This window comes from Rhodococcus sp. AB351, assembly GCF_049538275.1.
GTDB lineage: Bacteria > Actinomycetota > Actinomycetes > Mycobacteriales > Mycobacteriaceae > Rhodococcus.
On the sequence record NZ_JBMVFW010000006.1, the window covers coordinates 136,822 to 154,905 of the forward strand.

General features: G+C 70.7%; 16 protein-coding genes. 6 read left to right on the forward strand and 10 right to left on the reverse strand.

The window, feature by feature from the left end:
* Positions 1-2: 2 nt before the first annotated feature.
* The 9 genes from mraY to ACPCXD_RS14755 all read right to left on the reverse strand — a co-directional run bounded on the left by mraY (position 3) and on the right by ACPCXD_RS14755 (position 10,503).
* Entirely contained in the window at positions 3-1,082 is a 1,080-nt protein-coding gene (mraY, locus tag ACPCXD_RS14715) for a phospho-N-acetylmuramoyl-pentapeptide-transferase (protein WP_016693810.1), read from the reverse strand.
* Positions 1,079-2,623, reverse strand: coding sequence for a UDP-N-acetylmuramoyl-tripeptide--D-alanyl-D-alanine ligase (locus tag ACPCXD_RS14720; RefSeq protein WP_423660108.1), 1,545 nt, complete (start codon positions 2,621-2,623; stop codon positions 1,079-1,081). The genes mraY and ACPCXD_RS14720 overlap by 4 nt, the downstream gene beginning before the upstream one ends.
* Positions 2,620-4,254, reverse strand: a complete 1,635-nt coding sequence (locus ACPCXD_RS14725; RefSeq protein WP_258260647.1) for a UDP-N-acetylmuramoyl-L-alanyl-D-glutamate--2,6-diaminopimelate ligase — start codon at positions 4,252-4,254, stop codon at positions 2,620-2,622. Before ACPCXD_RS14725 ends, ACPCXD_RS14720 begins: the two co-directional genes overlap by 4 nt.
* Before the next feature lie 206 nt (positions 4,255-4,460).
* A complete protein-coding gene (locus tag ACPCXD_RS14730) occupies positions 4,461-6,293 on the reverse strand; it encodes a peptidoglycan D,D-transpeptidase FtsI family protein (RefSeq protein ID WP_423660110.1) in 1,833 nt (610 codons plus the stop codon).
* Positions 6,294-6,364: 71 nt separating this feature from the next.
* Positions 6,365-7,213: a cell division protein FtsL gene (ftsL, locus tag ACPCXD_RS14735; protein ID WP_258260645.1), complete on the reverse strand. Its 849-nt coding sequence runs from the start codon at positions 7,211-7,213 to the stop codon at positions 6,365-6,367.
* A gap of 3 nt (positions 7,214-7,216) precedes the next feature.
* Positions 7,217-8,257, reverse strand: a complete 1,041-nt coding sequence (gene rsmH, locus ACPCXD_RS14740) for a 16S rRNA (cytosine(1402)-N(4))-methyltransferase RsmH (protein WP_016693815.1) — start codon at positions 8,255-8,257, stop codon at positions 7,217-7,219.
* A gap of 290 nt (positions 8,258-8,547) precedes the next feature.
* Positions 8,548-8,979, reverse strand: a complete 432-nt coding sequence (gene mraZ, locus ACPCXD_RS14745; RefSeq protein ID WP_006554148.1) for a division/cell wall cluster transcriptional repressor MraZ — start codon at positions 8,977-8,979, stop codon at positions 8,548-8,550.
* A gap of 445 nt (positions 8,980-9,424) precedes the next feature.
* On the reverse strand, positions 9,425-9,844 hold the full coding sequence (locus tag ACPCXD_RS14750; RefSeq protein ID WP_088897283.1) for an SCO2097 family morphological protein: 420 nt from the start codon (positions 9,842-9,844) through the stop codon (positions 9,425-9,427).
* A gap of 173 nt (positions 9,845-10,017) precedes the next feature.
* Complete coding sequence (locus ACPCXD_RS14755) at positions 10,018-10,503, reverse strand: SAV_6107 family HEPN domain-containing protein (RefSeq protein ID WP_160875754.1); 486 nt, start codon at positions 10,501-10,503, stop codon at positions 10,018-10,020.
* A 323-nt stretch (positions 10,504-10,826) separates the two neighbouring features.
* On the opposite strand from ACPCXD_RS14755, the gene ACPCXD_RS14760 reads away from it, so the two are divergent.
* Genes ACPCXD_RS14760 through ACPCXD_RS14780 form a run of 5 tightly spaced genes read left to right on the forward strand, consistent with a single transcriptional unit; the run spans position 10,827 to position 15,847 of the window.
* Positions 10,827-11,474: a GNAT family N-acetyltransferase gene (locus ACPCXD_RS14760; RefSeq protein ID WP_016693817.1), complete on the forward strand. Its 648-nt coding sequence runs from the start codon at positions 10,827-10,829 to the stop codon at positions 11,472-11,474.
* Positions 11,471-13,066, forward strand: a complete 1,596-nt coding sequence (locus tag ACPCXD_RS14765) for a phytoene desaturase family protein (RefSeq protein WP_301845435.1) — start codon at positions 11,471-11,473, stop codon at positions 13,064-13,066. Before ACPCXD_RS14760 ends, ACPCXD_RS14765 begins: the two co-directional genes overlap by 4 nt.
* A complete protein-coding gene (locus ACPCXD_RS14770; protein ID WP_423660115.1) occupies positions 13,063-13,941 on the forward strand; it encodes a carotenoid biosynthesis protein in 879 nt (292 codons plus the stop codon). The genes ACPCXD_RS14765 and ACPCXD_RS14770 overlap by 4 nt, the downstream gene beginning before the upstream one ends.
* A complete protein-coding gene (locus tag ACPCXD_RS14775; RefSeq protein WP_120283258.1) occupies positions 13,938-14,660 on the forward strand; it encodes an LppM family (lipo)protein in 723 nt (240 codons plus the stop codon). Before ACPCXD_RS14770 ends, ACPCXD_RS14775 begins: the two co-directional genes overlap by 4 nt.
* Entirely contained in the window at positions 14,630-15,847 is a 1,218-nt protein-coding gene (locus ACPCXD_RS14780) for a glycosyltransferase family 2 protein (protein WP_160875748.1), read from the forward strand. The genes ACPCXD_RS14775 and ACPCXD_RS14780 overlap by 31 nt, the downstream gene beginning before the upstream one ends.
* A gap of 24 nt (positions 15,848-15,871) precedes the next feature.
* Here ACPCXD_RS14780 and metF read toward each other — a convergent pair whose 3' ends face one another.
* Complete coding sequence (gene metF / locus ACPCXD_RS14785; RefSeq protein ID WP_423660223.1) at positions 15,872-16,816, reverse strand: methylenetetrahydrofolate reductase [NAD(P)H]; 945 nt, start codon at positions 16,814-16,816, stop codon at positions 15,872-15,874.
* A 219-nt stretch (positions 16,817-17,035) separates the two neighbouring features.
* Between metF and ACPCXD_RS14790 the strand changes: the two genes are divergently transcribed.
* On the forward strand, positions 17,036-18,082 hold the full coding sequence (locus ACPCXD_RS14790) for a polyprenyl synthetase family protein (protein WP_160875746.1): 1,047 nt from the start codon (positions 17,036-17,038) through the stop codon (positions 18,080-18,082).
* The last annotated feature ends 2 nt before the right edge of the window (positions 18,083-18,084 follow it).

An 18,084-nucleotide genomic window follows, 5' to 3' on the forward strand; every position in this document is an offset into this window, starting at 1 on the left:
GGTCAGTCCCCGATCGCCGCGAGGTATTCGCTGTAGAAGAGGGCCAGACCGATCGCCGAGGCGATGGCGGCGAGCAACCAGAACCGGATGATCACCGTGGTCTCGGCCCATCCACCGAGTTCGAAGTGATGATGGAAGGGTGCCATCCGGAACACCCGCCTGCGGCTGGACCGGAAGACCGCGACCTGGATGACCACCGAGGCGGCCTCCGCGACGAACAGCGCGCCGATGACCACCATGAGCAGCTCGGTGCGGGTCGTGATGGACAGACCGGCGAGCATGCCACCGAGGGCGAGCGAGCCGGTGTCACCCATGAAGATCTTGGCCGGTGCGGCGTTCCACCACAGGAAGCCGATGCAGGCGGCGGCGCCGGCGGCGCACAGCAACGCCAGGTCGAGCGGGTCGCGGACGTCGTAGCAGCCGGCGGTCGGTTCCACGGCGCACGCGTTGCGGTACTGCCAGAAGGTGATGATGACGTAGGCGCCGAGCACCAGCGCCATCGAACCGGCAGCGAGACCGTCGAGGCCGTCGGTGAGGTTCACCGCGTTAGACCATGCGCTGACCAGCAGGTAGACGAACAGGATGAACACGATCGAGCCCATCGAGACCGTGGCGATGTCGCGCACGTAGGACAGATCGGTGCTGGCCGGGGTGAGGCCGTCCGCATTGCGGAACTGCAGCGCGAGGATGCCGAAGCCCACGGCGACGACGAGCTGGCCGACGAGCTTGGCCGTCTTGTTCAGGCCGAGATTGCGTTGCTTGCGGATCTTGATGAAGTCGTCGAGGAAGCCGACGCCACCGAGCGCGGTCGTCAGGCCGAGCACGAGCAGACCGGAGGCGGTGGGACCTTCCGCGTCGTATCCCATGCCGATGAGATGCGATCCCCAGTAACCGGCCCACAGACCGGCGAGGATCGCGACGCCGCCCATGGTGGGGGTGCCGCGCTTGGACTGGTGGCTCTGTGGGCCCTCGACCCGGATCTCCTGCCCGAAGCCCTGCCGGGAGAACATCTTGATCAGGACGGGGGTGAGCAGGATCGAGACTGCGAGCGCGATGCCCGCCGCGAACAGGATCTGTCTCACCGGGCGTCCTCCGTCCCCACAGCAGCGTCGTTGTTTCCGTTACCGGCCGGGTCGTCCGCGAGGACGGCCTCGGCGACGGTCCACAGTCCCACGGACTGCGATGCCTTCACGAGCACGATGTCGCCCGGTTCCAGTTCGTCGCGCAGCAACGCGATCGCGGCGTCGGCATCGGGGACGTGGCTCGCTTCCTCACCCCACGATCCTTCCATCACGGCGCCCTGGAACAGACCCCGGACCGGTCGGGTGGCGCCGACGGCGATGATGCGGGTGACGTCGAGGCGCACGGCGAGGCGTCCGATGGCGTCGTGGGCGACGACGGCGTCGTCCCCGAGCTCGGCCATCTCCCCCAGCACCGCGAAGGTGCGCCGGGGAGCCGGGCCGGACCGCGCCATGGTGACCAGGGCCTTCACGGCTGCGCGCATGGAATCGGGATTGGCGTTGTAGGCGTCGTCGATGACGGTCACCCCGTCGGATCGGGTCTGTACCGCCATGCGGTGCGCCGAGACGGGACCCGCCGTCGCGAGCGCCTCGGCGGCCTGCTCGACCGTCGCACCGCATTCCACGGCGACGGCGATCGCCGACAGGGCGTTGCCGATCTGGTGTTCGCCGTGCACGGCCAGGCGCACGGGCACACGCCGCTCCTGTCCGTCGGCGCCGGGAACGACGGCGGTGAAGGAGGCACGCGCCTGATCGTCGAGGTGGATGTCCTCGGCGCGGTAGGCGGCACCGGACCCGGTCCCGACGGTCACCACGCGACCGGTGGTGCGGGTCGCCATCTTCGACACGAGGGTGTCGTCGGCGTTGAGGATCGCCACTCCCCCGTCGGCGGCGCTGGGCAGCGCCTCGACGAGTTCGCCCTTCGTCTTGGCGATGACCTCCTGCGAACCGAACTCGCCGAGGTGGGCGGTACCGACGTTGAGCACGACACCGATCCGCGGCGGGGCGATGCGGGTCAGGGTCGCGATGTGCCCGGGGCCCCGCGCCGACTTCTCGAGGACGAGGAACCGGGTGGATTCGGTGGCGCGCAGCGCGGTCCAGGGGTGGCCGAGTTCGTTGTTGAACGAGCCGGGCGGGGCTACGACCTCCCCGAGCGGTGCGAGCACGGCGGCGATCATGTCCTTCGTGGACGTCTTGCCCGCCGAACCGGTGACACCGACGACGGTGAGGCCGGCGTCGGTGAGCGTGTCCACCACGGTGCGGGCGAGCTTCGCGAGGCCGGCGAGCACGGCCGCGCCGGATCCGTCTCTGTCGTGTTCGAGCGCGAGGGCGTTGGTCTCGGTCGGCGGGATCGGCGGCACCACGATGGCGGGCACACCCACCGGCCGTGCGGCCAGGACCGCGACCGCACCGGCGGCGACGGCGGCCGCGGCGTGATCGTGTCCGTCCGAGCGCGCACCGGGCAGCGCCAGGAACAGGCCGCCGGGACCGATCCGTCGCGAGTCGAACTCGACGGAACCGGTCACCTCGGCGGACGGATCGTCGACGTCGTGCAGGGTGCCCCCGACGACCTCCGCGATCCGAGCCAATGTCATCGGGATCATGCCTTGCCTCCGTGATGCGAACCGCCCGCAGCAGGCGGATGGTCACCGTCGGGTCCTGCGGTCCGGTACTTGTCGAGAGCTGCGCCGAGGACCTCGCGGTCGTCGAAGGGATGCTTCACTCCGTCGATCTCCTGCCCCGTCTCGTGGCCCTTGCCGGCGACGAGGACGACGTCGCCCGGGCGCGCCCACGCGACCGCGGCGGCGATCGCCGCGGCGCGGTCGCCGATCTCGAGGATCTCGCCGCGTTCGGCCGGCGGAACGGAGTGCGCACCGTCGAGGACGGCCGCGCGGATGGCGGCGGGGCTCTCGGTTCGGGGGTTGTCGTCGGTCACGACCACCAGATCGGCGGCCCGCGCCGCGACCTCGCCCATGATCGGCCGTTTCGTCCGGTCGCGGTCGCCGCCCGCACCGACGACGACGGCGATGCGTCCCTCGGTCGCGGCGCGCAGGGTTCCGATGACCGCTTCGAGTGCGGCGGGCTTGTGGGCGTAGTCGACGACGGCGAGGAAGTCCTGTCCGCGCTCGACCCGTTCGACCCGGCCGGGCACCGCGACATCGGCGATACCGCGGATCGCGGCGTCGATGTCGGCGCCCACCTCGGCGCAGAGCGCCACGGCGAGAGCGGCGTTGGTGACGTTGTAGCGGCCCGGCAGGCCGACGGTGGCGCGGCGGGCGATCCCGTCCGGACCGGTCAGGGTGAACTGCTGCACGCCCGTCTCTTCGGGGACCTCGTCGGTCACCGTCCAGTCGGCACCGGCGCGACCGGCGGCACCGGATGCACTGTCGCCACCCGTGGTGACCGTGCGGACTGCGGTCGCGTCGTCGCGGCCTGCCGATGCGACCTCGGCCATGCGGCGTCCCCACGCGTCGTCGGTGCACACCACCGCGCGGTGGGCCCGGACCGGCGAGTCCTCGGCGAACAGCCGGGCCTTCGCGCCGAAGTAGTCGTCGAGGTCCTTGTGGAAGTCGAGATGGTCCTGGGACAGGTTGGTGAACCCGCCGACGGCGAACTCGGTGGCGTCCACGCGACCGAGCGCGAGGGCGTGGCTGGAGACCTCCATCACGACGGTGTCGACACCGCGTTCGCGCATGACGGCGAACAGGGCGTGCAGCTGCGGTGCCTCGGGGGTCGTGAGGGTGCTCGGCACGCGGATCCCCTCGATCCGGGTCTCCACCGTGCCGACGAGACCCACGACGCGTCCGGCCGCGACCAGACCGGCCTCGACGAGATAGGAGGTCGTGGTCTTACCGGACGTGCCCGTGATGCCGATGACCTGCATGCTCCGGGAGGGGTGTCCGTAGACGGTGGCCGACGCCGCCCCCAGCGCGGCACGCGGCTCGGGATGGACGAGGACGGCGACCGGATCCGAGGTGGCCTCGGCGACGAGATCGCGACCGGCCTCGTCGGTCAGCACGGCGACCGCTCCGCGCTCGAGCGCGGTGCCCGCGAAGGAGGCGCCGTGGGCGCGCGCGCCGGGCAGCGCGGCGAAGACGTCGCCGGGGCGGATGCCCTGGGCGCGCAGGTCGATGCCGGTGACCGCGGCCGCACGGGCCGCATCATCTCCGGCGGCTGCATTGACGATCTCGACGCGCGCCCCGATGGCGTCGGCGAGAACCGAGATCTGCGTCATCGGTGGGTGCTCGGGTCTCCGCCCCTCCTCCGGAGGAGCCGGATCCGGACTCGATGGCACAGGCACCAGTTTCCTCTCGCTTCGCTGCAGCTCGTCTGCAGGCACTCCGACGGATGTTCCCGGGTTCGTTCCCGATGCGGTCTCGGCGACGATCGTCGTGTCACGTTACCGACGTGTCAGCCTACCGAGGCGCCACGGTCACCTCGTCAGTCGACCTGGAGGATCAACTTGCTCTCCGGTTCGGCCGACAGCGGCACGCCGTCGCGCTGCAGCAACCACGACGCGATGTTGCGGAACAGCGGCGCAGCCGATTGGCCACCGCTGCCGTCGGAGCTGCGGGTCGGGGCGTCGAGCATGATGCCCACGACGTAGCGCGGATCGTCGGACGGCGCGATGCCGGCGAAGGTGATCCAGTAGTCGGAGTTCGAATAGCACTTGCAGTTCTGGTCGATCTGCTGGGCGGTGCCCGTCTTGCCCGAGATCCGATAGCCCTCGATGGCGGCGCCCGCGCCGGTGCCCTGCTGGTTGCCCGTGTCGGACTGGACGACGGAGCGGAACATGTCGCGCACCGTCGCGGCGGTCTGCGGGCTCACCACCCGCACCGGATCGGGGCGGGGTGTCTCGGTGCGCGTGCCGTCCGGCGCGACGGTCGCGCGCACGACCCGCGGCGGGACACGCTCGCCGTCGTTCGCGATGGTCTGGTAGATCGCGGTCATCTGCAGCAGCGTCATCGACAGACCCTGGCCGATGGGAAGGTTCGCGAAGGTGCCGCCCGACCACTGCTCCCGGCTGGGCAGCAGACCCGCGGATTCGCCGGGCAGGCCGACGTCGGTGCGCTGGCCGAGACCGAACAGTCGCAGCATCTCGGCGAAGCGGTCCTCGCCGATCCGCTCCGCGAGCATGAGCGTGCCGACGTTCGACGACTTCCCGAACACACCCGTCGTGGTGTACGGCACGACCCCGTGATCCCAGGCGTCCTTGACGGTCGCGCCGGCCATGGTGATCGTGCCGGGGACCTGCAGGACCTCGTCGGGTCGGGTCAGACCGTCCTCGATCGCCGCGGCCGCGGTGATGATCTTGTTCACGGATCCGGGTTCGAACGGCGAACTGACCGCGAGATTGCCCTGTTCGGCGTCGGGCGGGTTGTTCGCGACACCGATCGACGGGTCGAAGGTGCTGTCGTTCGACATGGCGAGCACTTCGCCGGTGTGCGCGTCGAGCACCACGGCGGAGGCGTTCTTCGCTCCGGACAGGTCCTTCGCGCGCTGCACCTCCTGCTGCACGTGGTACTGCAGGTCGTTGTCGATCGTGAGCTCGACGGAGGAACCGTCGACGGCGGGCTGACGGTCGCGCCAGCTGCCCGGGATGACGGCGCCGTCGGACCCGCGGTCGTAGGTGGATGAACCGTCGGTACCCGCCAGCACGGCGTCCATCGACGCTTCGAGCCCGATCAGGCCGTGTCCGTCCCAGCCGGTCGCGCCGACGAGATTGGCGGCGAGCGATCCGCCCGGATACAGACGGATGTCCTGACGCTCGGTGCCGACCTTGTCGTACTCGTCGACGATCTCCGCCGCGACCCCCGGATCGACGCCGCGGGCGAGGTAGACGAAGGTCTCGTCGCTCTCGAGCATCTCGAGCACGTCCCTCTCCGGCGCCGCAGCACCGAGCGCCTCGTGGACCGCCGACGCGACACCCTCGAGATATTCGGAGACCTCGGGCCGGGACGGGTCCTTCGCGCGTTCCTCCTCGAGTTCCTTTCGCACCCGCACGGGTTGGAAGGTCAGTGCCTTCGCCTCCATGGTGTAGGCGAGCGGTTCGCCGTTGCGATCGGCGATGGTGCCGCGGGTCGCGGGTTCGACGAGTCGGGTGGTGCGCTGGCTGGCGGCTTCGGCGGACAGTGCGGGAGCCTGGACGAGCTGCACGGACAGCAACTGGGCGACGGCTACGCCCAGAATGCCGAACATGCCGATCCGGCCCCACTTGTTGCGGAACGCGAAACTCGTCCGGTCGCGCTGCTTGCGATCGCGCGGCGCGGGCATTCGAGCCCGGCCGCCGCGCGTCGCCGGGGTGGAACGTCGCTGCGGTGCACGCCGAGGGGTGGAGCGGTTGTTCACCGAGGCCCGCCCTCGGGTTCCGTCGGCACGGCCTGGACAGGTGCTTCGGGCGCCGCCTCACGGGGCGCTTCGGATTGCGGCAGTTCGCTCACGGGTACCGATTGTCCTGCCGCGGGCGGTACAGGTGCGGCACCCTCGACGTCCGGCGTGGCGGCCGCGGGAGCCTCCGCCGCGGGTGCGGGGACGGGAGCCGGTGCCGGTTCCTCGCCCACCGGGCGGCCGTCGGCCGACGGCGCGGCCCGACGCGTGTCCTCGGTGTCGGTGCGCGGCCGAGGTTCCTCGCTCACGTCACCGAGCGGCCGCGGAGTCTCCGCCCCGGCGCTGCCGGCCAGCGGGGTCTGGACGCGGGCGTCCTCCCGGGCGGGCGGGTCCAGCGGGACCGGCGGGGCACCCTGGGCCGGGACCGGATCGCCCACCACCTGCACCGAACCGTCCGGAGCGACGACGATCCGTGCGACCTGCCCGGTGGGGATCATCCCCAGTTCCGCCGCGGCGACCGCGAGCGCGGGAGCCGACTCGGCCGTGGCGACGTCGCGCTGGAGCACCGCCCGCTTCTGGGCGAGCTCCTCGTTGAGCGACCGCGCCGCGCTGAGCTCGTAGGAGTCCTCGGTCGCCCGAGTGGTCAGCAACAGCGTCACGGCCATGCCCACGCCCAGAAGCCCGATGATGGTGGCGACGAACGGGATCCGGGTGCGGACACGTCCGGCGCCCGTCGTGCGCCCGCGGGTCTGCACCTGTTCGACCCCGAGCTGCGCTGCGCGCTGCGACCGTCGCTGATAGGCACGCTGCGCTGCGGTCGATCGCCCCGGGTTCCGGCGCTGCGGGGGTGCCACCTGTACGGTCATCGGTTACCTCCTGGCGATTCGTTCTGCAGCACGCAGGCGGACGGGCGCCGAACGTGGGTTGGCCTCGATCTCGTCGTCCGTCGCCCGCTCCGCACCGCGGGTGAGGATGCGCAGTTCCGGTCCCATCCCGGGCAGTTCGACCGGAAGCCCTTCGGGACTGCGGGACTTCGCACGGGGTGTCAGTTCCTGTTTGACGACCTTGTCCTCGAGCGACTGGTAGGACATGAAGACGATCCGGCCGCCCACCGCGAGAGCGTCGAGAGCGTCGGGGATCGCATTGCGCAACGAGTCGAGCTCCGCGTTGACCTCGACCCGCAACGCCTGGAAGGTGCGCTTGGCCGGGTGACCACCGGTACGGCGGGTCGCGGCCGGGATCGTGCGGTACAGCAGTTCGACGAGTTCGCCGCTCGTCCGGAACGGAGCCTTGGCCCGGGTCCGCACGATCTCGGAGGCGATCTTGCCGGCGAAGCGCTCCTCGCCGTAGGTGCTCAGGATGCGGGCGAGGTCGCCGTGGCTGTAGGTGTTGAGGACATCGGCCGCGGTGATGCCGGTGGTGGCATCCATCCGCATGTCGAGCGGGGCGTCCTTGGAATAGGCGAAGCCGCGCTCCGCCTCGTCGAGCTGCATCGAGGACACGCCCAGATCGAACAGGGCCGCGTGGACCGAGCCGTACCGGTCGAGGCCGACGCTCTCGAGCGCGTCGGCGATCCCGTCGTAGCGGGTGTGGACGAAGTCGGTGCGGTCGGAGAACCGTGCGAGTCGCTCGCGGGCGATCGCGAGTGCGTCGGTATCGCGGTCGAGGCCGACAAGCCTCAGCTTCGGGTAGATCGTCAGGAAGTGTTCGGAGTGCCCACCGAGACCGAGCGTCGCGTCGACGTAGACCGCGCCCTCACCGTCGGGACCGACGCTCTCGATAGCGGGGCCGAGAAGATCGACGGCCCGCTGGAGCATGACGGGCACGTGGCCGAACTCCGCCGCAGATGTCACATCGGCACCGGTGGCCTCATCCGTACCATCGACGGATTCGTGCTCGCCGTCCACCATGTGTCCTCCGGAATCCTGCTCGGGCCGCTTACGGTCTGTGGGGTACTCGTCGGGTGGACGGTGGTGTGCCTCGTGCCTGCCTGTCGCTCGTCTCGCTACCGTGCTCGCCGCCACGGGGGTGGATACGGAAGACGGCGAATGCCTCGAGGTCTCTGTCCGAGTCCGAAGAGACCTGACGCCGGGGAAGTGCGTCAGGGCCCTCCGGTCCGTACCTGGCGCTGGGGAAGTGCGTCAGGGCCGGCACATCGGGCAGAGGCCTCGCGGCACTCGCCGCGCAGCCCGAGCCGTGGTTACAAGATGTCGCGTAGTGCTTCGTCTCTCGCTTCCGAGAAGTCTTCTTCGTGCTCGGCGAGGTAGGTCTCCCATGCCGTCGCGTCCCAGATCTCGAGGTACCTGACCGAACCGATCACCACGCAGTCCTTGGTGAGACCGGCGTACTTGCGGTGGGCCGACGACAGCGTGATCCGGCCTTGTGAGTCGGGTCGCTGCTCCTCCGTTCCCGACGCGAGACTCCGCAGGAACGCACGTGCCTGCGGGTTGCTCCGTGAGGCACTCGCAGCGCGTTCGGCCAGAGCGGCGAACTCGTCGCGAGGGAACACGGTGAGGCTGTGATCCTGCCCCTTCGTGATCATCAACCCTCCCGCCAGCTCGTCTCGGTACTTCGCCGGCAGCGTGAGCCGGCCCTTGTCGTCCAACTTCGGGGTGTAGGTACCGAGGAACACTCGGCGCCTCCCCGCTGCCGGACGGATGCTTCGCGCGACAGGACACCTTGTCCCGCCGCGCCCCACATTACCCCACTTTGCCCCACCGGAAACGGATTACTGCCGCCCGGCCACGCGTGTTGTCGTCACATTCCCAGCTCAGAGCAGGTGGCGAAAAATGGGGACACGCCCTCGCGCGACGACACCGGATTGACCGTCGTCGGCGCCCCGACGCTCCGCCCCACCGGCGGAGCGAGGACCGAGCAATCGGCGACCAGGGAAAACACTGCGTCCGGAGCCGGGGTGGGAGGCGGTGGGGAGACGGGGAACGCGCGGGTGGGGCACGGTGGTGGAGGGACAGTGGAGCGGACGGACGGGCAGAGGTCCAGAGGTCGGTCGACAGAGAAACGACGACGGCGCGACCCGTGGGTCGCGCCGTCGTCGATACACCTGATGGTCGAGGAGGTCAGTCCTGCTCGAAACGCCTCCGGAACCGCTCTTCCATGCGGTTGGTGAAGCCACCACCCGAGGACTTCTTGCCGCCGCGGGAACTTCGACCGGTCTTTCCGGAACCGGAACTACCGCCCGTCGCCCCTGGAGTCGACGACCGACGACCGCCGAGGAGCAACAGGACTCCGGCGGCGAACATCACGAGGAACCCGAGCAGACTGATGATCGGGAAGCCGCCCGGCTTGAGCGGCAGGGCAACGCCGGCGATCAACAGCGTCAGGCCCAACACGAACAAGGCGCCGGCCTGCAGCCGCCGCCGGTTCGACGCCATCCCCAACCGGCTGCCACGCACGGTCGAGGCGAACTTGGGATCCTCAGCATAGAGCGCGCTCTCGATTTGATCGAGCATGCGCTGCTCGTGCTCGGAGAGTGGCACGGTACCTCCCCCGGCACTAAACGGTGGCCACCGGATCCGTGGGGCGAATCCGGCGGGGGGCCGTCCGTACGGCCGCCTGAGTCAATAATACGAGCAGATGTCGCTGTGGACCACAAACTCCACACGTGAGTTCGATCCCCTCTTCGGCGAAGGCCCTCGTGAGGGGGCGAAAGTCACCCACCGACACCGACCTCCGGCTCTGCTTCGGCGTCGAGATAACCCTCCACGTCGTGCAGGAAGTGGCCCACCTCGTCGTAGAACGCACCGGATTCGTCGGCTCCCACCGCCTGCGCGACCCCCGCCTCGACCGCGGTGCGGGTGGCGGAACGATCGGCGAAGTAGTCGGCCCAGACGGCGAAGGACTCGTCGGCGCGCGCCATGAGTGCCCATGCGTTGCGCGTGGCGGGGCGGCGGGGCCGGATCCCGGACCGCAGCTCCGCGGCGGCGACCACCGCACCGGCACCGCGCAGCGCTGCCAGATAAGCGAGCCGGAACCGCTCGCCCGGATCGCCGGCACCGGCGGCACCCGAGAGCAGATCGTCGGCCTTGCGCAACAGCGTCGCCGCGCGCGCCGAGGTGGCACGGTCGATGCATGCGGACGGTCCGAGCGTGGGAGACGTCCGACGCGGGCCTCGACTCGCGACCTGACCGTTGGCCATGTTCACGCACCTCCTCGGCGTGGTCTCACCACTCGTTACAACGAGCGGTATCCGGTGGCATTCCCGCCGAAACGCCGAGGAACGGAGATCACTGTCCTCGAGTGAGGCCCGACACGGACGCCGAGCGGGAGACCCCAGGGTGATCCGGGGATGTTCGCTTCCCTCGAACATCCCCGGATCACCGGTGTCGAACATGCGTTCGACGTATTCAATATAGCTGGACCCACCGACAACCCGTCAAGAGAAAGCGGCCACGTCATCCCGAACGATCAGCGAGACCCGAGCACCTCCGACGCAGCGCGAGCCACCCGAACGAGTCACGCATGACCACCGACCCCCGCCACGACGCCCCGATCCTCACCGAACTCTCCCCCGCGGACTTCCGTGCGCGCCTGCCCCAGCTGCTGGCCGTCTACGTCGCGGCGATGCGGTATCCCCGCGGCACGGAGTACCACCGCGCGCCGATGTGGTCCGAGCATTCGGCCCGCGCGGGATGGCAGGCGTTCGCCGCGAGTCTCCCCGAGGATCCGGACACCGTCGTCGGAATCGCGTACGGCTATCGGGGCGACACCCGCCAGTGGTGGAACCAGCAGGTGCGCGCCGGCATGCGCCATTCGGGACGGTCCCCCGAGGAGATCGATCGCGTCCTCTCCGACTACTTCGAGCTCACCGAACTGCACGTCCGACCCGACATGCAGGGTCGCCGCATCGGTGAACTGCTCCTGTCGGCGCTGCTGCGGGAACGCACCGAAGCAGCCGTACTGCTGTCCACCCCCGAGGTGCCGGGCGAGGACAACCGGGCGTGGCGGCTGTACCGTCGGTTCGGATTCCAGGATGTCGTCCGCCGGTTCGTCTTCACCGGCGACGCCCGCCCGTTCGCGGTCCTCGGCAGGAGCCTGCCCCTCGAGCCGGACCTCGTTCCGCACCACCACCACACGATCGACGATCCGGACGGAAGCGGTACCCCATGAACTCCACACTCGACGTCGTCGTCGTCGGCTCGGGCCACAACGCCCTGGTCTCCGCGTGTTATCTCGCCCGCGACGGATGGTCGGTGGAGATCCTCGAACGCGACACCGTGCCGGGCGGCGCCGTCTCCACCGTCGAACGTTTCCCCGGATATGCCGTCGACCGGGGTTCCTCGGCGCACATCATGGTGCGCCATTCGGGGATCGTCGAGGAACTCGATCTCGCCGCCCACGGCCTGCGCTACATCGACTGCGACCCGTGGGCGTACGCGCCGCCGCCGGCGGACTCCGACCGTCCCGGCATCGTCTTCCACCGCGATCTCGACCGGACCTGCGCCTCCGTCGAGGCCGCCTGCGGACGTCGCGAGGCCGACGCGTACCGCCGCTTCGTGCAGGACTGGGGCCCGCGCAGCGCGGCGGTGATGAAGTCGTTCACCCGTCCCCCGACCGGCCGGCACCTGCTGTCGTCGTTCTGGGGACTCGACGCCGGTGAGGGCGGCAGCGCCCTGTCCCGCCGGTTCCTCACCACCGGCGACAGCCTGCTCGACGAGTACTTCGACGACGAACCTCTCAAGGCGGCCCTCGCCTGGTTCGGCGCGCAGTCCGGGCCGCCCATGTCCGAACCCGGCACCGCGGCGATGGTGGGCTTCGCAGCCCTCATGCACACCCTGCCCCCGGGCCGCGCGATCGGCGGGAGCGGCGCGCTCACCCAGGCCCTGCTGTCGCGGCTGCGGTCCGACGGCGGCACGGTGACCTGCGGCGACGCCGCCACCGAGATCCGCCGGACCGGCGATGTGTGGACCGTGCGCACCGAATCGGGACGCTCGGTGCAGGCCCGCAGGGTCGTCGCCGGATGCCACGTGCTGACCACGCTGGATCTGCTCGACCGCGGCGGATACGACCGCGACCGGCTCGAGGGCTGGCGTCGCAGCATGCGGGTCGGCCCGGGCATCGGCATGGTCCTGCGCCTCGGCACCGACTCGCTGCCCCGCTACCGCGGCTGCGACGAGCCCGAACTGACGACCTCCGGTCTGCAACTGCTCGTCGACGACCGCGCCCACCTGCGCGCCGCGCACGGTGCCGCGATGGCGGGAGACCTGCCGCCGCGACCGGCCGTCCTCGCGATGAGCTTCTCCGCCCTCGACCCGACGATCGCACCCGACGGCAAGCACCAGATCACGCTGTGGTCCCAGTGGCATCCGTACGCGCTGCGCGGCGGACGTCGCTGGGCGGACATCGCCGGCGCCGAGACCGACCGCATCCTCGCCGAGATGGAGACGCGCTCTCCCGGCTTCACCGCGAGCGTGGAGCACTGTCACGTGCAGACCCCCGCGGATATCGAGAGCGAACTCGGCCTGCTCGGCGGGAACGTCATGCACGTGGAGATGTCGCTGGACCAGATGTTCCTGTGGCGCCCGCTGCCGGAGCTGTCCGGTTACCGGGTGCCCGACGCGCCCGGCCTCTACCTCACCGGCGCCTCCACCCATCCCGGCGGTGGTGTCTCCGGTGCGAGCGGACGCAATGCCGCCCGGGTCGCCCTCGCCGACGCCAAGGGGAGCCTCGTCGACCGCGTGAAGGGCTGGGTGTCGCGGTGACCGACACCCGCGTCCCCGCACCGCCCCGGCCGGCCCGTCGGCGGACGATCCTTCCGATCGTCCCGGCCGTCGCCGCGGTCCTCGCCCAGATCGCTTATCCCCTCACCGCGGGTGATGCCCGGGACGCCGCGACCGTCGCGGTCGTCACGCTGCTCACCGCCGCGTGCCTCGTCCATGCCGCGCTGAACCGCGGCCTCACCTTCGCCGTCGTCCTGTTCGTCAGCTCGGCCGGCATCGGATATCTGTCCGAGGTGGTCGGCACGATGACCGGCTATCCCTACGGCTGCTACAGCTATGTCACCGACCGGCTCGGACCGGCCGCCTTCGACGTCCCGCTGGTGGTGCCGCTGGCGTGGTCGGCGGGTCTGTACCCCGTCTGGTGCGTGGCCTCCCGCCTCGTCCGCAACGGTCCCGGCCGGATCGCGGCGGTCACCGTCGGCATGCTGGGCTGGGATCTCTACCTCGACCCCCAGATGGTGGCGGACGGTCACTGGTCGTGGTGCAACGCCGGCGGCCTACCCGGGATCGAGCACATCCCGCTCACCAACTACGCGGGCTGGATCCTCGTCGCCGCGATCATGGCGACCGTGCTCGTGCTCGTCGATTCCCGGTCGGACCGTGCCGACACGCCCCGGCACGATGCCGTGCCCATCGCGCTGTTCCTGTGGACGTGGCTCGGTTCGGCGCTCGCCCACAGCGTCTTCCTCGACGCTCCCGAACTCCGCTACTCCGCGGTGTACGGGTTGCTCGTCATGGGGGTACTGGGTGTTCCCCTGCTGGTCTCGCTCGTCCGGTCGTGGCGCGGACGCGTGTCCGGTCCCGGTCGGGACGAGGCACGACTCGCCGCGAGCGACCCGAACGACCGACGAGGATGACCGTGCCTGGCACCATGTTCTCCGTGCAGTCGTCCAACCTGTCCGTCCGCCGTCGTGTCGTCGCGGTCGTGGGGCTCGTGCTCCTCGGCCTCCCGCTCCTCACCGGCTGCCTGCGTGTGCAGGCGACGATGGGGATCTCCTCCGACGACCGTGTGTCGGGGCAGATCGTCGCCGCGACCATCCCCGCCGACGAGAACGATCCCGGTCCCGAGCTCACCGCCCCCTCGGCTCTGGCCGGGAAGGTGCGGGTGCAGGAGTACTCACAGGACGGCTACGTCGGGAGCCAGGTCTTCTTCAACGACCTCACCTTCGGCGACGTCCAGCAGCTCGCCACGATGTCCGATCAGAGCGCCGGCATGTTCCAGCTCAATCTGCAGCGCTCGGGCGATCTGGTCGCCCTGAACGGACGTGTGGATCTCGAATCCGCTCCCACCCAGGGCACCGACGTGCAGTTCACCATCGCGTTCCCCGCCCGGGTGGCGACCACCAACGGCACCCGCGAATCGGATTCGATCGTGACCTGGAAGCTTCCGGCCGGTGAGGTGAGCAGCCTCCGCGCGGAGGTGCGCTACGCCGATCCCAACACGCGCGGTTTCGCGGGCTGGGCCGGGATCATGGCCGGCGCCGCCTTCGGTGTCACGCTGATCATCGCGGGCGTGGCCTGGTTCACCCGTAATCCCGCGCCGCAGTGGTCGTCGGCGAACGGGACGCGGTCCTGACCCGCCTTCCGCGCGACCCGTCCCCCGGTCTCACGCGACTCGTCGCCGGTGGCGCTCTCGTCGCCTCCTACGGCGCGGCCGTCGCTCTCGCGAACCGCGTCGCGCTCCCCAGCCTCGTGCCGGGACCGGTGGTCGACGAGCAGGTCACCGTCGTCGTCCCCGCCCGCGACGAGGCGCCCCGCATCGCCGCGATCGTCTCCGACCTGCGGGCCCAGACAGGACTGCGCGCCCTGCGCGTGGTGATCCTCGACGACGACTCGTCCGACGGCACCGCCGAGGTGGCCGGGGCCGCCGCCGAGGGCGACGAGCGCATCACCGTCGTCCGGTCGACACAGCCGCCTCCCGAGGGATGGACCGGAAAGGCGGCCGCGTGTGCCGCAGCCGTCGCCCACGCCGGAACGGCAGCCGACAGCGGCGTCGTCGTGTTCGTCGACGCGGACGTCCGGCTCGCACCCGACTCGCTCGCCGCCGCCGTCGCTCCGCTGCGCCGCCAGGACGCCGCGCTCGTCTCACCGTTCCCGTACCAGCTCACGGGATCGGCGCTCGAACGGCTCGTGCAGCCGCTGCTGTTCTGGTCGTGGTTCTCGGTGCTGCCCGTCGCGGTCTCGCACCGCACCCACCGGCCGTCGATGGCGGTTGCGTGCGGGCAGTTCCTCGTCTTCGACGCGCGCGCCTACGCGGCGATCGGCGGGCACGCCGCGGTCGCGGCGAGTCCCACGGAGGATCTGGATCTGGCCCGGGCACTGCGTCGCGCCGGACTGCGTACGACGGTCGCGGCCGCGGGCGGGCTGGCGTCGTGCCGGATGTACGACGGGCCCCGCCCGCTGATCGGCGGTTACACCCGCTGGTTGTGGTCGGCGTTCGGTTCCCCGGCCGGCGCGGCCGCGGTGGTCGCGCTGTATCTCCTCGCCTATCTCGTGCCCCCGGCGGCGGCGCTTCTCGGCGAGGGGCGGACGCGGCGCTGGGGCGTGGCCGGTACCGCCGCGGGCATGGCGTCACGGCTCCTTGCGCGCGCCACCGAACGGGGAGGACGCACACACCCGGATGCTCCGGACCGTCCCGTCGACGACCTGCTGGACGCCGCGGCACACCCGGCATCGGTCCTGGCCTTCGGTGCGCTCACGGCGTCGTCGATCCGAGCCCGGCGCAGCGGACGCGCGGCGTGGAAGGCCCGCGTCCTGCCCTGACCCCCAGCCGGAACGGGACGGATGTCAGGCTGGCTGCACCACGGCGGGAGCTTCGAGTTCGTAGCCGAGACGGTCGAGCACCTCGCCGGTCGCGCGGGCGAAGTTGAGCGTGATGAAGTGCAGGCACGGCGCACCCTCGGAGATCAGCCGCTCGCACATCTCCGTCGCCACCTCGATGCCCACCTCGCGCACCGCGGCCCGATTCTCCTCCGGACCGTCGCCCGCCGCGCGCCGCAGCCGCTCCTCGAGTACGGGCGGCAGATGCGAACCCGACAGTTCGAGGCTGCGCCGCGCCGAGCGCAGCGAGGTGATGGGCATGATCTCGGGGATGATCGGCTTGAGTCCCTGCTCGGTGTCGCAGGCCACGACCCGGTCGCGCAGACGCAGGTAGTGCTCGACGTCGAAGAACATCTGGGTGATCGAGTACTCGGCACCCGCACGCAGCTTCTGCACGAGATAGCGGGTGTCGTGGTCGAGGTCCGGGGACCGATGGTGTCCTTCGGGGAACGACGCGACGCCCACGTGGAAGTCGCCGAGATCGCGCACCAGCCGCACGAGTTCGTCGGCGTATTCGAGACCCTCCGGGTGCTTCTCCCACTCGCCGAGCGGGTTACCCGGCGGGTCGCCGCGCAGGGCGAGGATGTTGGTGATGCCGCGATCGGCGTAGGCGCCGACCATCGCGCGCAGTTCGTCGATGCTGTGCCCGACGGCCGTGAGGTGCGCGACCGGCAGGAGGGTGGTCTCCTCGGCGAGACGTCCGGTGACCCGGACCGTACGGTCGCGGGTGGATCCCCCGGCGCCGTAGGTCATCGATACGAAGGCCGGACCGAGACGTTCGAACGTCCGCACGGCACGCCACAGTCGTCCCTCGGCCTCGGCGTCGCGAGGCGGGGAGAACTCGACGGAGAACGGAATGCGGCCCGAACGCGCGGACCCGAGACGGTCCACGATCGACGGGGTCCGAGAAATCCCGCCGTCCTCGGTTGCCCTGACGAAGTCGCTTGTCACCGGTCCAGCATAGGTGGCGCCCCCGGGGCGGTCGCTACCGGCGACGACCCGACTGTGCGGATAGGCTGGTCGCGGCACCTCCGGCTCACCCGCCTCCGAGGCGCCGTCACCCATCGACCTGGAGGTTTCGTCCTGTCTACCGGCGCCGATCACTTGTCTGCCGAGCAGCTCCCCCATCGGGTGGAGGACTCCCTCCGGCAGTTCTTCACCTCACGCTCCGACCTGGTCGACTCGGTGGGCGGTGGATACCGGCAGGCCGTCGACACTCTGGAGGCGTTCGTGCTGCGCGGGGGCAAGCGGGTGCGTCCGCGCTTCGCGTGGACGGGCTGGCTCGGCGCCGGCGGTGACCCGACCGGGCCGGAGGCCGAGGCCGTCCTGCAGGCGTGCTCCGCGCTCGAGCTCGTGCAGGCCGCGGCACTCGTCCACGACGACATCATCGACGCCTCCACCACGCGTCGCGGATTCCCCACCGTGCACGTCGAGTTCACCGAGCAACACCGGAAGGCCGGCTGGCACGGCAGGTCGGAGCAGTTCGGCGAGTCGGTCGCGATCCTGCTCGGCGACCTCGCCCTCGTGTGGGCGGACGACATGCTGCACTCGGCCGGGCTCGACCCCGCGACCGTCGCGCGCGTGGTCCCGGCCTGGGCCGCGATGCGCACCGAGGTGCTCGGCGGGCAGTACCTCGACATCGCCAACGAGGTGGCGGCGGACGAATCGGTGGAGGCCGCCACTCGGGTCAACCGGTTCAAGACCGCGGCGTACACGATCGAACGCCCGCTGCACATCGGCGCTGCCCTCGCCGGCGCCGACGACGACCTCATCGCCGCCTACCGCCGCTTCGGCACCGACATCGGCCTGGCGTTCCAGCTGCGCGACGACCTGCTCGGTGTCTTCGGCGACCCCGAGGTCACCGGCAAGCCCTCGGGCGACGACCTGCGCTCGGGCAAGAGGACCGTCCTGTACGCGCTGGCGCTCGAGACGGCCGACGCGTCCGATCCTGCCGCGGCCGAGCTGCTGCGCACCTCCATCGGGACCGATCTGTCCGACGGGCAGGTCGAGCAGCTCCGCTCGCTGCTCGTCGATCTCGGCGCGGTCGCCCGGATCGAGAACCGCATCACGGCACTGACCGACAGCGCGTTCGAGGCGCTCGAGTCGTCCGGCGCCACCGAGGAGGGCAAGGCCCTCCTGCGCGAGTCGGCGGTCGCCGCGACCCGACGGGTGGCGTGAGG

Bases quoted from the DNA above. Each gene is read 5' to 3' on its own strand.
- ACPCXD_RS14720 (WP_423660108.1), bottom strand. From the start codon at position 2,623: ATGATCCCGATGACATTGGCTCGGATCGCGGAGGTCGTCGGGGGCACC.
- ACPCXD_RS14725 (WP_258260647.1), bottom strand. From the start codon at position 4,254: ATGACGCAGATCTCGGTTCTCGCCGACGCCATCGGGGCGCGCGTCGAG.
- ACPCXD_RS14730 (WP_423660110.1), bottom strand. From the start codon at position 6,293: ATGCCCGCGCCGCGCGATCGCAAGCAGCGCGACCGGACGAGTTTCGCG.
- ftsL (WP_258260645.1), bottom strand. From the start codon at position 7,213: ATGACCGTACAGGTGGCACCCCCGCAGCGCCGGAACCCGGGGCGATCG.
- rsmH (WP_016693815.1), bottom strand. From the start codon at position 8,257: ATGGTGGACGGCGAGCACGAATCCGTCGATGGTACGGATGAGGCCACC.
- ACPCXD_RS14755 (WP_160875754.1), bottom strand. From the start codon at position 10,503: ATGGCCAACGGTCAGGTCGCGAGTCGAGGCCCGCGTCGGACGTCTCCC.
- ACPCXD_RS14760 (WP_016693817.1), top strand. From the start codon at position 10,827: ATGACCACCGACCCCCGCCACGACGCCCCGATCCTCACCGAACTCTCC.
- ACPCXD_RS14765 (WP_301845435.1), top strand. From the start codon at position 11,471: ATGAACTCCACACTCGACGTCGTCGTCGTCGGCTCGGGCCACAACGCC.
- ACPCXD_RS14775 (WP_120283258.1), top strand. From the start codon at position 13,938: ATGACCGTGCCTGGCACCATGTTCTCCGTGCAGTCGTCCAACCTGTCC.